Origin of the sequence: Denitratimonas tolerans (genome assembly GCF_037203605.1) — a bacterium.
GTDB lineage: Bacteria > Pseudomonadota > Gammaproteobacteria > Xanthomonadales > Xanthomonadaceae > Denitratimonas > Denitratimonas tolerans.
In genome coordinates this window covers 193,792-206,726 of the sequence record NZ_JBBDHC010000003.1, presented here as the reverse complement: position 1 = coordinate 206,726, position 12,935 = coordinate 193,792, and the positions used below count along the sequence as shown (strand labels likewise).

The following is a 12,935-nucleotide window of genomic DNA, read 5'->3' as shown; positions in this document are numbered from 1 at the left end:
CAGTCAGCCACGGGCCGCCCGAGTCACCATCATTGCTGCACCCTCCTGAGACTTTTGTCATATCTACGATGGAGTACGTCCCGAACCACGAGCTGACATTGAGCGCATTGACCACGCGCAATGCGGCCCGCCCGAGGTCTGCCCGTAGCGGCATACGGATACACCGATGGGGGCTGTAGCTGTTCCGGCCCACTTGGCCGGTACGGAAATGATTCCATCGCTGTAGCCATTGACCTTGGGCTTCGGCGTCCAGCCGGTGGCACCTTTCACCCAGGCCACGTCATGAATGGTGGACGAGGCCGGTGGGTAGGCCGAAAGCTGTGCTTGACCAACCGTTGTCGTTCCCGCCGGCGTCGTCAGCACGTTGCCGGCATCGACGCAGTGCCCCGCCGTGTAAAAGCCGTTTTCCACCGAGGCACCGATGGTACACGGCCATATGCCACCGTGAAGCGTTTCCCAGGTCTTGTTGCGGGTGCCGTCGCCAGCGCGGATATCGGCGGTGAGCGTGACGGTGTGGGGAACCTCATGAACCTCCACCTTGTCCGCATAGGCCGACAAGCGCGCGCTCACCGCATCCGCCTGACCGGGAACCACGCCGACGAACACCCGGTTGGTGCGCGGGTCCACGTACAACTTGCGTAGCTCTGCCGGACCCAGCCCGCTTTCGCCACCCCCTATCATCCGCTGCACCCCTTCCAGCTCGGCAAGCGACCACGCCACCTGAACCGGCGCGGCCCCGAACTTCGACAGCATTTCCGCCAGAGCCATATCGCTCAAGGCCACGTGCAACTTCTGCGAATCGGCATCGAACCACGCGCCGGCATAGCCGGGAATATTCATCCCCTGGACGCGATGATAAAGATCCGTCGCCGCCTCCTCGGCGGCGAGGCGCTCGATCGCGCCGCGTTCGTCCAGGCTATGCAATGCCATTACCTGGGCCAGCATCCCATCGGAAGCGGAAAGCTGCCCAGGCAGATCAGACGCACCGGCAAGTGATATGCCAGCACCAACAATAGCAACCACCAAGGCGCGCCTCATGTACATTTTCATCAAATGTTTCATGTCGTTACTCCTTTACGGCTGATACAAGGCACCCGAAGATGCCGCTTGGTCATGCGGACAATTTCCGCAGAACATCATTCAATTGATCTAACTTGCCGCCAAGCTGCACCACGGAGCATCCAAACAAGGCGCAGCGCCACTTGCTTATTTTATTTCCAGTCTGACCAGCGCCGAACGCATCGTAGAGGGCGTGCCGATATCAGAACGCTGGAAAATCTCGCCCGTCGTCACCACCAGATACTCTCCACTGGGTGACATCGCAGTAATCCACATCGACGGCCATTCAGGTGCCAGCCCCAGATCCTCCAGCACCTCGGTCAACAGCACGGGGCCGGTATCCTGTGTCCAGAGGTAGGCACCCCATGCCGAGCCGCCATTTGGCAGGCTTCCGATCATCTCGGGAGAACGGTAAGCCCCTCCCGCAAACGTGCCATCCGAAGAAACATGATTGGCCACGTGCTGCCAGCCAAACGGCCTTTCCTCACTGGGTGAGATGATCCCAAGAACGCCACTGATGCCATTTCCACCAATGAAACCAGGCAAACCGTACACCGTGCCATCTTCATCCGTCTCTACCGGCAAGGTTCCATATATGATGCGAGCATCGCCGCTGCACGCACTTATGTTTGCAAGCGGCACCCCTTCCGCGTCAAAAAGATAACGGGGATCGCCTTCCTCCTGCCACCGCACAGCCCATGCAGGGGCGCCTGGCCAAGAAATCCCGCTATTCGATCCGACCACCAGACTGCCATCGTTCGATACGCATCGCGCAGTGGCGCCCGGCATCTCGTCCGTCGTCGGCAATTCCCGCATGCCTTGGGCTTCGCTCCAGATCCATGATTTCCGAATCGTACCGCCCGATGGCGAGGGTGCCGCCACCTGCATCACCGCATGGGAAAAATCGGTCGATGGACGGACGATCCCGGTTTGCCCCGGGCTCTCCAGGCCCGGCATCGGCACGATCACACCACCCCGGATAAAGGCAGCCCCCCCCGTTTTTCGGTCGATCAGCATCTGCTCGCCATCTTCGGATACGAAGACCAGGCCATCGACGAACATCGAGTACACATCCTGCCAGTCCGTTTCACCAGGCCGCAGACGCACCGGCCTGTAGCCCACCGACACGCCCTGATTCACCTTCCGGGTCCCCACCACGGTGCCGTCGTTGGCCACGCCATGCACGGCGATGAGGTTGCCGCTGCTGGTGCCGGGCGGCGGATTCTGCGGCACCGGCGTCGGCAGGTGGGTCAGGGTGATGTCATACAAATCCGTCAGCGTCGGCTTCACCCACGGACAGGCCGGCTTCGCCAGCCGCGCCAGCACGTTGAGGTCGAACCGGCCCGTGCCGAAACCCGGGGCCGTGGCCTCGTATTCCGCCGCGCCGCTGTCGCAGCCCAGCGACAGCTCCACCCGGCCCCACGGCGTGTGCTCCACCTGCGCCGGATCGAAGGCCTCCGCGAAGCGGCCGCCGCGCGCCGAATACAGTTCCGGAAACACCAGCCGGTCGTCTTCCACCTCGCCCGTGCCCACCATCCAGTACGGGTTTCCTTCCGGATCGTAGGTAAACCAGCCCAGCGCCGCGCTGCCGTTCGCCAGCCAGGTCAGCACGTAGCCCTGCCCGCTGTAGGCCGGGTCGTACCAGCCGCCGCTCTGGCCCGCCTCGGCGCGCACCGGCTCGCCCGGCGTGCCGTGGATCGGCCCGCAGCCCGCGGCCATCGTGCGCGTCAGCCGGGTCAGCGGAAAATCGCCGCTCTTGCCGAAGGCGGAAAACGCCACCCGGCCGTGCTGGCAGTCGGAAAACGAGATCACCGCGCTGCCCTTCACCTCGCGCACCACCTGCGCCGGATCGAAGTCCGGGCCGAAGCGCCCGCCGCGCGGGGCGATCAGTTCGGAAAACACGATGGAATCGCCGCCCGGATCGCGCACGATGCGGCCCACGCCTTCCAGCCAGCGCGGCTCGCCCTCGTCGTCGAAGGTGAACCAGTACAGCGCCGCGGCCTCGTCGGACAAAATCCCGACGATCCAGCCCTCGCCGCCGCGCGCCGGGTCGAACCACATCGCGCTGTGGCCCGGCTGGATCGGAACGTAGGGCGCTTCGGCGCGGGCCACGGCCGGAAGCGCGGCGAGCAGCAGGGCGCAGAGAGAAACGAGGAAAAAGCGGGCGAAAACGCTGCGCTGCGGCAGCCGGGACGAAAGAATCGGGACCATGGTAAATACCTCCGCAAGCGGCAAATGAGCTCCCCCGTCCCGGGAGGCTAGCCCACGCGCGCCGGCCCGTCCATTCCCCGGATGGGGCAGGTGGAGTTTTTCCTGAAGGGTGCCGGGTATCAGCCCACTGCTGGAAAATCTGCCTGCCGTCATCCCGGAAGAAGCCCACTGGTGCTTCGAAAAACTCCCGATTCGCGTCATTCCGGCTTTCGCCGGAATGACGTCGATTTTTCGAGGTTCCCTATTGGTTGACCGCGGCGGGCAGCGACAGGTCGCCCGAGGCCACCTTGAAGACGTCGACCACGCACAGCAGCGGGTTGTGCACGCTGGCATTGACGCGCAGCGCGGCGGTGACGCCGTCGAACGTCGCGGCCTCGACCGCGCCGATATCGTCGAACGGCACCCGGACCTCGACCGAACCCTGCTGGAACGTCGGGCTCCAGCCCGGGCTGTCGATCAGGATCGGAAGGCCTGGCCAGGTTTTGGGCAGGCGCGGCTTGCTGCCTTCCGGAATGTCCACGACCTTGAGCGCGCCGTCGCCGCAGGCGTCATCGGGCTGCAGTACGACCCAGTGCGAATGCCAGAGGTTGCCGTCGTTGTCGAGATTGCCGTCGCCGTTCTCGTCGAACAGCGGCGTGTCGTCGAAGTCCGGATGCGCGGTCACCGCAAAGGCGAGGATGCCGGCCTTGGGCTCAAACCCGACCAGGGCGGAATCGAGGGTCGTTGGCCACACGTAGGAAAACACCGTGCTGCCGGCAAGCTTGCCGGATGCGCTGGGGCGGGATTCGCCGGCGTTTCCGGACACGGCCATGTGGAAGGTCGCCACGTTGCCTTGCGTGGTGATTTTGGTGTGGACGATGTCGAAAGGCGCGCGCACGGCATCGGCCGGCTCGGAGGCAAGGCCGCCGTGGTGGGCGGCTTCGTGGCTCATGGCCGAGGTGGCAAAACCGCTGGCGACAAGCGCCAGGGCGAGGGCGGTGTTCAGGGGTGTCATCGGGTGCTCCTTTTGGGGGTGGGTGGCGAGAGAAACTGTAGGCCGCTCGGTGGTACGATTGGGTTCCGTTCGTGCACAAGACATATCAATTAGTACGATGAGCGCGCCGCCCTCCATCGATCGATTGTCCGGCATCCTGCAGCGCTTCCGGGTGCAGGCGCACCTGCACCACTCGGGAATGCTGTGTGGAATCAGCCACTTCGACGCCAGCCACGGGCACGGATACCTGCACGTCCTGCGGCGCGGCAGGCTGGAAGTCAGCCATCCGCACGCGCACGAGGTGCCCGGGCACCTGCGCCTGGACGAGCCGACGCTGCTGTTCTATCCCCGGCCGCTGACCCATCGCTTCCACAATCCGCCGGCGGAAGGTTCCGACCTGACCTGTGCCCGGCTGGATTTCGAAGGCGGCGTCGGCAGTCCCCTCGTGCGCGCGCTGCCGCCGCTGGTGGTGCTGCCGCTGGCGCGCGTCGCCGGCCTCGATCTGGCGCTGGAGCTGCTGTTCTCCGAGGCGGATCGGGTGCGCTGCGGGCACCGCTTTCTGGTCGATCGGCTGTTCGAGGTGGTCCTCATCCAGCTGCTGCGCTGGCTGCTGGATCACCCGCAGGAGGCGGGCGTGCGCTCGGGCTTCATCTGCGGGATGTCGGATGTGCGCCTGGCCCGTGCGCTGACCGCCATGCACGATGCGCCCGGCGAGCCCTGGACGCTGGAGCGGCTGGCGGAGCGCGCCGGCATGTCACGCACCGCGTTTGCCGCGGCCTTCCGCGAAGCGGTGGGCCAGACCCCGATCGATTACCTGGCGGACTGGCGCATGGTCCTGGTGCAGGCGCGCCTGCGCGAGGGCGATTCGATCAAGCGGCTGGCGGCCGAACTCGGTTACGCCAGCTCCTCCGGCCTGTCGCGGGCGTTTGCGGCCAAGCTTGGCGTATCCCCGCGCCAATGGCTGGCCCGGCTGGCGGCAGAGGGCTAGGCGGCAGGCCGGGCCGGCGTCGCAGCGGCGGCACCGCCAAGCAAACCCTCAGTCGGCTTTCCCCAGCACCGCGCGCAGGTGTTCGATGAAGGCGAGGGTGCGGCGGGGCAGGAGGTGGCGGCCGGGCGTCACGCACCAGACGGTCGTTGATGGGGCCGACCAGTCGGGCAGTACGCGCACCAGGTGCCCGGCCTGCAGGCGCTCGCGGGCGAAGCGTTCGCCCAGCGCCACGATACCCAAACCTTCCTCGGCCAGCGCCTGCTGCAGACCCAGCGAGTTGGCGCTGAGGGTGTGGCGGGGCAGGCCGTTCCAGCGTCTGTCCGCATGGGTCAGCCGCCAGGCCTGGCGCTCGCCGCCTGCGCTGGCCAGCATCAGCCCGGTGTGGTCGTGCAGGTTATCGGGTGTAGTGATGGGCGGATGATGGCGAAGGTAGTCGGGGCTGGCGTAGAGGCCGCTGCGCAGGACGCTGATCGGGCGGGCCACCAGGGTGCTGTCGTCCGGAAGCCGCTCGGCGGCGCGCACCGCGATGTCGTAGCGCTCGGCGATGAGGTCCACGCGCCGGGACGAAAGGTCCAGATCCAGCCGCACGGCGGGAAAGGCGCGGACGTAGCCGCTGATGATCTCCACGATCGATAGTTCGCGGAACTCGGGCGGCAGCGAGACGCGCAGGACGCCCTGCGGTTCGTCGCGCCGATGCTGGGCGAAAACGCTGGCCGCCTGCGCCTCTTCGCTCAGGCGTCGCGCGTGTTCGAGCATGCGCTCGCCGAACTCGGTCAGCACCAGCCGGCGCGTGCTGCGCTGCAAAAGACGTTCGCCCAGGGCGTCTTCCAGATGCGCAAGCCGCCGCGACAGTGTGGCCTTGGGCAGGCCCGTGGTTTCGGCCGCGCCGACGAAGCTGCCGGCCTCCACGATGCGGGCGAACAGGATCAGGTCGTTGGCGTGCAGGGGAAGCGGCGTCATGCGCGGGGATTATCCCGAAAACGGGATTGTCGCTGTTGAAATGTCGTATTTATCACGTCCAATGCTGTCGATACCATGCTTGTTTCCGACGGCGGGAGCCTCCCGGGCGGCGCGGCGGCGACGGCCTGCCGCATCGGCCGATTCGCGCAGCGGCGGTATCCCGGAGAAGTCGGCGGGTGGCAAGGGCAGCTGTCGCAGGCCGGCCACCGTCGCAAGGTAAAACACGAGAAACACCTGACATCATATTGATAAAAAAGGAAACAACATGAGCGTCAAGCTGGCAGTCGTCTACTACTCGGCCTATGGCACCAACTACGAGATGGCCGAAATCGCCGCCGCGGCGGCGCGCGCCGCCGGGGCCGAAGTGCGCCTCCTGAAGGTGCCGGAAACCGCGCCGGCCAGCGTGGTGGCCGGGGTTGATCCGTGGCGTGCGCACGCCGAAGCCACCGCGGGTATTGCCACGGCGACCGCCGAAGACATGGCCTGGGCCGACGCCTACCTGATCTCGGCTCCGACGCGCTTTGGCAACATGGCCAGCCAGATGCGCGCCTTCATCGATACCCTCGGCGGCGTATGGGCCCAGGGACAGCTCTCCAACAAGGCGATCTCGGGCATGACCTCGGCGCAGAACCCGCACGGCGGCCAGGAAGCCACGCTGCTCTCGTTCTATGCCACGGCCATCCACTGGGGCGCGATCGTGGTGGCCCCGGGATTCACCGATCCCGTGATCTTCAAGACCGGCGGCAATCCCTATGGGTACAGCCACACCCAGGGCCAGCCTTTCGGCGAGGACGAGAAGGCTTCCATCGGCCATCAGGCGCGTCGCCTGGTCGAAGTGGCGGGCAAGCTGCGCGGCTGAAAACACGCGATCCGATCGTGTCCACCAGGCCATGAATCACGGCCCGGCTCCCCACAGGAGCCGGGCCGTTGTACTTTCGGGCACTTGGCAGGGCGTGATCGAGCCGCCATCGTGGTGGCCGGACGCGGCGGCACGCGCGCTGCCCTGCCTGATGCAGGCGCGCGGACGGGCCACGCCCTGTCAGTCCGGTTCATGATAAATCCAATGGGAATCAATCACATGCTCAAGGGCAAGGCCGTACTGGTCACCGGCTCCACCAGCGGCATCGGTCACGGCGTGGCCGAAGCGTTCGCCGCCGCCGGTGCGAACGTGATGCTCAACGGCTTCGGCGATGCGGCGGATATCGAAAGGATCCGGCAGGCCATGACGGGCACCTACGGCGTGGACGTCGGGTATTCGGGTGCCGACATGAGCCGGCCGGACGACATCCGCCGGATGGTCCAGGACACCGAGGCCCGCTTCGGTCGTCTCGACATCCTGGTCAACAACGCCGGCATCCAGCACACCGCGCCGGTGGATGAATTTCCCGAAGACCGCTGGGATGCGATCCTCGCGATCAATCTTTCGGCGGCCTTCCACGCCATCAAGGCGGCGCTGCCGGGCATGAAGCGCCGCGGCTGGGGTCGGATCATCAACACCGCCTCGGTGCATGGTCTGGTGGCGAGCGTGAACAAGGTCGCCTACGTCGCGGCCAAGCACGGCATCGTCGGCCTCACCAAGGTCACCGCGCTGGAGCTGGCCAACGCCGGCATCACCTGCAACGCCATTTGCCCGGGCTGGGTGCGCACGCCGCTGGTGGAAAAGCAGATCGAGGCGCGCGCGCAGCAGGCCGGCGTTTCCGTGGATCAGGCCAAGCAGCAGCTGCTGTCGGAGAAGCAGCCGATGACCGAGTTCACCACGCCCGCCGGTATCGGCGCGCTGGCGGTGTTCCTGTGTTCGGATGCCGCGGCGACCATGACGGGCGTTTCGCTGCCGATCGACGGCGGGTGGACGGCGCAATAGGCCGTCCTGCGGTCCGGCTGCGGGTCAGGGCAGGCGTCCCACGTATGATGGGCGCTGGTGGCTTGCCGGAGGATTCCCGTGGGTAAGAGCAGTGATGAAGCACGCGTCGCGGTCCTGGTGGACTGCGACAACGTGCAGCCCGAGATCATCGAATCCGCGCTCCGGTTCGGCGCGCAGTTTGGCCGCGTCGTGGTGCGCCGCGGCTACGGAAACGCCGGCACCCTGGGCGGGAAGTGGCGCGACAAGCTGGTCGAACAGGCGTTCACTCCGAGCCTGCAGTACCAGTACGCCGGCGGCAAGAACACCGCCGATATCGCCCTGGCGCTGGATGCCATGGAGCTGCTGTTCGACGAGCGGGTCGAAGTGTTCTGCCTGGTGACCAGCGACTCGGACTTCGCCTACCTGTGCCGCAAGCTGCGCGAGCGCGGCTCGCTGATGTGCATCGTGGGCGAGGCCAAGACGCCCGAGGCGCTGCGCAATGCCGCCGATCATTTCTTCGAGTGGTCGCCCGCGCCCGAGTCCGCACCCGATCCCAGAGCAGGGTCCAGGCCCGGCAGTCCGGTGGAAAAGAAGCCTGAGCCCGAATCCCGGTCACAGGCCAAGCGCCGGCCGATGAGCGTCGTGGATGCGGTCGCGATGCTGGCCGAAAGCTCGTCCGACGGGCAGGTGGACCTGGGCGCGCTCGGCAACTACCTGCGCCGCACCGATTCCTCCTTCACGCCGAAGACCTACGGCCACAGCGGCCTTCTGGACATGCTCAGAACCTATGACCTGCTGCGCGTGGGCAAGGCCGAGGGCGGCGGCTGGTGGGTGAGCCTGGCCGAACCGGGCGAGCGCTAGGCACCGTCGCGCCGCTGTCGGAGAAACGAAAACGGCGGCCCGGAGGCTGCCGTTCCCGCATCCGGTGGTGGCCGGTCAGATCCGCTCGATCGCGATCGCGGTGGCTTCGCCGCCGCCGATGCACAGCGACGCCACGCCGCGCTTGCCGCCGCTGCGGATCAGGGCGTGCAGGAGGGTGACCACGAGGCGGGTGCCGGTGGCACCGATCGGGTGGCCCAGGGCGCAGGCACCGCCGTTGACGTTGAGCTTCGCGTGCGAAATGCCGAGATCCCTGATCGGTACCATCGCCACGCAGGCAAAGGCTTCGTTCACTTCGAACAGGTCCACGTCCTCGACCTTCCAGCCGGCCTTGTCCAGCACGCTGCGGATGGCGGCCACGGGCGCGGTGGTGAACCACTCCGGTGCCTGCGCGTGCCCGGCGTGCGCGACCACGCGGGCGAGCGGCGTGACGCCGCGCGCCTTGGCCTCGTCGGCGGAAAGGAGCACCACGGCCGCCGCGCCGTCGGAAATGCTCGACGAGCTGGCGGCGGTGACGGTGCCGTCCTTGTTGAAGGCCGGGCGCAGGGTGGGAATCTTTTCGATGCTGCAGCGTGCCGGCTGCTCGTCGTTGGCGTAGCTCACTTCACCCTTGCGGCCGGCAACGACCACCGGAGCGATTTCGGCGGCAAAGGCGTCGGAAGCCTGCGCGGCCAGCGCGCGGCGCACGCTTTCCGCGGCGAAGGCGTCCTGGTCCTCGCGGCTGAATCCGTATTTCTGCGAGGTGGCGTCGGCGAATACGCCCATCGACTTGCCGTCGTAGGGATTGGTCAGGCCGTCCCAGGCCATGTGGTCGACGAGCTCGCCGTTGCCGTAGCGGATGCCGGTGCGCGAGCCGTTCAGGAGGTGCGGTGCATTGGTCATCGACTCCATGCCGCCGGCCACGACGATTTTCGCGGAGCCGGCGCGGATCAGGTCGGTGCCGAACATGATGGCCTTCATGCCCGAGCCGCAGACCTTGTTGATCGTGGTGCAGCCGGCCGCGCTCGGCAGTCCGGCGGCCAGCGCCGCCTGGCGCGCGGGTGCCTGGCCCAGACCTGCGGGCAGCACGCAGCCGATGATCGCCTCGTCCACCTGGTCGGCCGCGATGCCGGCGTGTTCGAGCGCCGCCTTGATCGCGGTGGCCCCCAGCGTGGGCGTGGGTACGCCGGTGAACTGGCCGAGGAAGGATCCGATGGCGGTGCGCTTGGCACCGGCGATGACGACGTCGCTCATGGTGGACTCCTGCGAGAGTGGGCAGGCCCCGGGAGGCCTGCGGGAGGGAACGCCTATTCTGGCAGAAGCGCGACTGTGCGCGCGGATCGGCCGCAGTCGCGCCTCGTCCGGCGATCCGGGCGGTGTCGCGAGATTTTGTGCGGGAAGTTCGCGAAACAATTGATTTCAAAGATATTTTACTGCGCTGCGGCAGCGCGTCCCGCAGCGTGGATTCGCGCAACCAGCCGCCAGCCGATAGAATCCTCTTTTCCGGCTGTATTCGTCTCCCATGACTCCGCTCATCTTCGTCACCGGCGGCGTGGTGTCCTCGCTTGGCAAGGGCATCGCCGCCGCTTCGCTTGCGTCCATTCTCGAATCGCGCGGCCTGAAGGTCACGCTGATGAAGCTGGACCCGTACATCAACGTCGATCCGGGCACGATGAGCCCGTTCCAGCACGGCGAGGTCTACGTCACCGACGACGGGGCCGAGACCGACCTGGATCTTGGCCACTACGAACGCTTCGTGCGCACCCGCATGACGCGGCGCAATTCGGTCACCACCGGGCGCATCTACGACAACGTGATCCGCAAGGAGCGCCGCGGCGACTACCTCGGCGGCACCGTGCAGGTGATCCCGCACATCACCGACGAGATCAAGCACCGCATCGACATCGCCACCGAGGGCTTCGACGTGGCGCTGGTGGAGATCGGCGGTACGGTGGGCGACATCGAGTCGCTGCCCTTCCTCGAGGCCATCCGCCAGATCCGCACCGAGCGTGGATCGGACAAGGTGCTGTTCATGCACCTGACCCTGGTGCCCTACATCGCGGCGGCCGGCGAGCTCAAGACCAAGCCGACCCAGCACTCGGTGAAGGAATTGCGCTCCATCGGCATCCAGCCGGACATCCTGCTGTGCCGCAGCGAGCAGCCGCTGCCCGAAGGCGAGCGGCGGAAGATCGCGCTGTTCACCAACGTGCCCGAACCGGCGGTGATCAACCTGATCGACCTGGACAACATCTACAAGATTCCGCTGTGGCTGCAGCGCCAGGGCCTGGACCGGATCGTGGTCGAGCGCCTGCACCTCAACGGTGCGCGCGAGGCCGATCTGTCGGACTGGGAACAGGTGGTCGATGCGATGGCGCATCCCGCCGGCGAAGTCACCATCGCCATCGTGGGCAAGTACATCGACCATCGCGATGCCTACAAGTCGCTGTCCGAGGCGCTCAAGCACGGCGGCCTGCCCGGTCGGGTGCGCGTCAACCTGCGCTGGATCGAGGCGGCGGCGCTGGAAACCGGAGGCCTGGCCCTGCTCGACGGGGTCGACGGCATCATGGTGCCCGGCGGCTTCGGCGACCGCGGCTTCGAGGGCAAGGTGATGGCCGCGCGTCACGCGCGCGAGAACGGGATTCCCTATTTCGGCATCTGCTACGGCATGCAGGCGGCGGTGGTGGAGTTCGCCCGCAACGTGGTCGGCCTGCCGCAGGCCAACAGCACCGAGAACGACCGCGATACGCCCGATCCGGTGATCGGTCTCATCACCGAGTGGCGCACTTCGGCCGGGGCCGTGGAGCAGCGTACCGAAGCGTCCGACCTGGGCGGCACCATGCGCCTGGGCGCGCAGGAGTGTCGCCTCAAGTACGGCTCGCGGGTGCGCGAGATCTACGGCACCGAGGTCATCACCGAACGCCATCGCCACCGCTACGAGTTCAACAACCACTACCGCACCCAGTTCAAGGAGGCGGGCCTGTCGTTCTCCGGAAAATCCATGGATGACCTCTTGGCCGAAGTGGTGGAAATCCCCGAGCACCCCTGGTTCATCGCCGCGCAGTTCCATCCCGAGTTCCTTTCCACGCCGCGCGATCCGCATCCGCTGTTCGTGGATTTCATCCAGACCGCGTACCGCCTGAAGAGCGCACCCGCGCAGGCCGCGGTCGAACCCGTCCATGCCACTGAATCGGCCGCCGCGCCGGGAGCCGCCTGATGGATCTTTGTGGTTTCGAGGTCGGGTTGGACCGGCCGTTCTTCCTGATCGCCGGCCCCTGCGTGATCGAGTCGATGCAGCTGCAGCTCGACGTCGCCGGGCAGCTCAGGGAAATCACCGCTCGGCTTGGCATTCCCTTCATCTTCAAGTCGAGCTTCGACAAGGCCAACCGCACCTCGGGCACCAGCTTCCGCGGGCCGGGGCTGGGGGAAGGCCTCAAGGTGCTGGCCGAAGTGAAGCGCCAGATCGGCGTGCCGGTGCTCACCGACGTGCACGAATACACCCCGATGGACGAGGTGGCGAGCGTCGTCGACGTGCTGCAGACCCCGGCCTTCCTCTGCCGGCAGACCGATTTCATCCTCAAGGTCGCCAGCGCCGGCCGGCCGGTCAACATCAAGAAGGGACAGTTCCTGTCGCCGTGGGAAATGAAGCACGTCGCGGCCAAGGCGACATCCACCGGCAACCGCCGGATCATGGTGTGCGAGCGCGGCGCGAGCTTTGGCTACAACAACCTCGTTTCGGACATGCGTTCGCTCAGCGTCATGCGCGACACCGGCTGCCCGGTAGTGTTCGACGCCACCCACTCGGTGCAGCTGCCGGGCGGTGCGGACGGCAAGAGCGGCGGGCAGCGCGAATTCGTGCCGGTGCTGGCGCGCGCCGCGATCGCAGCCGGCGTGGCCGGCGTATTCATGGAAACCCATCCCGATCCCGACAAGGCGCTGTCCGACGGCCCCAACGCCTGGCCGCTGGGGCGCATGGAAGCACTGCTGGCAACGCTGCAGGAACTGGATGCGGTGGTGAAGCGCGCCGGCCTGCTCGAACAGGAATGACG

11 protein-coding genes are annotated in these 12,935 nt (G+C 66.6%); 6 read left to right on the top strand and 5 right to left on the bottom strand.

The genetic code is table 11. The features are described from left to right. Window positions 1-63: 63 nt before the first annotated feature. The 3 genes from WB794_RS03515 to WB794_RS03505 all read right to left on the bottom strand — a co-directional run bounded on the left by WB794_RS03515 (window position 64) and on the right by WB794_RS03505 (window position 4,264). Complete coding sequence (locus WB794_RS03515) at window positions 64-1,062, bottom strand: chymotrypsin family serine protease (RefSeq protein WP_337334458.1); 999 nt, start codon at window positions 1,060-1,062, stop codon at window positions 64-66. A 144-nt stretch (window positions 1,063-1,206) separates the two neighbouring features. After that, a complete protein-coding gene (locus WB794_RS03510) occupies window positions 1,207-3,270 on the bottom strand; it encodes a hypothetical protein (protein WP_337334457.1) in 2,064 nt (687 codons plus the stop codon). Between the two features lie 241 nt (window positions 3,271-3,511). Continuing rightward, complete coding sequence (locus WB794_RS03505; RefSeq protein WP_337334456.1) at window positions 3,512-4,264, bottom strand: hypothetical protein; 753 nt, start codon at window positions 4,262-4,264, stop codon at window positions 3,512-3,514. Window positions 4,265-4,361: 97 nt separating this feature from the next. On the opposite strand from WB794_RS03505, the gene WB794_RS03500 reads away from it, so the two are divergent. Then, on the top strand, window positions 4,362-5,231 hold the full coding sequence (locus WB794_RS03500) for an AraC family transcriptional regulator (RefSeq protein ID WP_337334455.1): 870 nt from the start codon (window positions 4,362-4,364) through the stop codon (window positions 5,229-5,231). Between the two features lie 48 nt (window positions 5,232-5,279). Here the strand turns inward: WB794_RS03500 and WB794_RS03495 are convergent, their stop codons facing one another. Next, window positions 5,280-6,191 (bottom strand): LysR family transcriptional regulator, encoded by a 912-nt coding sequence (locus WB794_RS03495; RefSeq protein WP_337334454.1) that lies wholly within the window; start codon window positions 6,189-6,191, stop codon window positions 5,280-5,282. A gap of 265 nt (window positions 6,192-6,456) precedes the next feature. Here WB794_RS03495 and wrbA point away from each other — a divergent pair, with 265 nt between their 5' ends. From wrbA to WB794_RS03480, 3 genes are all read left to right on the top strand, one after another. Continuing rightward, window positions 6,457-7,050: an NAD(P)H:quinone oxidoreductase type IV gene (gene wrbA / locus WB794_RS03490; RefSeq protein ID WP_337334453.1), complete on the top strand. Its 594-nt coding sequence runs from the start codon at window positions 6,457-6,459 to the stop codon at window positions 7,048-7,050. Between the two features lie 204 nt (window positions 7,051-7,254). Next, window positions 7,255-8,052 carry a 3-hydroxybutyrate dehydrogenase gene (locus WB794_RS03485; protein ID WP_337334452.1) on the top strand — a complete coding sequence of 266 codons (798 nt, stop codon included), beginning with the start codon at window positions 7,255-7,257 and terminating at the stop codon, window positions 8,050-8,052. A gap of 78 nt (window positions 8,053-8,130) precedes the next feature. Beyond that, entirely contained in the window at window positions 8,131-8,892 is a 762-nt protein-coding gene (locus WB794_RS03480) for an NYN domain-containing protein (protein ID WP_337334451.1), read from the top strand. 75 nt (window positions 8,893-8,967) lie between these two features. On the opposite strand, the gene WB794_RS03475 is transcribed toward WB794_RS03480, so the two are convergent. Beyond that, window positions 8,968-10,143, bottom strand: coding sequence for a thiolase family protein (locus WB794_RS03475; protein ID WP_337334450.1), 1,176 nt, complete (start codon window positions 10,141-10,143; stop codon window positions 8,968-8,970). A 268-nt stretch (window positions 10,144-10,411) separates the two neighbouring features. Between WB794_RS03475 and WB794_RS03470 the strand changes: the two genes are divergently transcribed. Next, window positions 10,412-12,103, top strand: coding sequence for a CTP synthase (locus tag WB794_RS03470; protein ID WP_337334449.1), 1,692 nt, complete (start codon window positions 10,412-10,414; stop codon window positions 12,101-12,103). Further along, the gene (kdsA, locus tag WB794_RS03465) at window positions 12,103-12,933 is read left to right on the top strand and encodes a 3-deoxy-8-phosphooctulonate synthase (RefSeq protein ID WP_337334448.1); all 831 of its coding nucleotides are present in this window, start codon (window positions 12,103-12,105) and stop codon (window positions 12,931-12,933) included. Before WB794_RS03470 ends, kdsA begins: the two co-directional genes overlap by 1 nt. The last annotated feature ends 2 nt before the right edge of the window (window positions 12,934-12,935 follow it).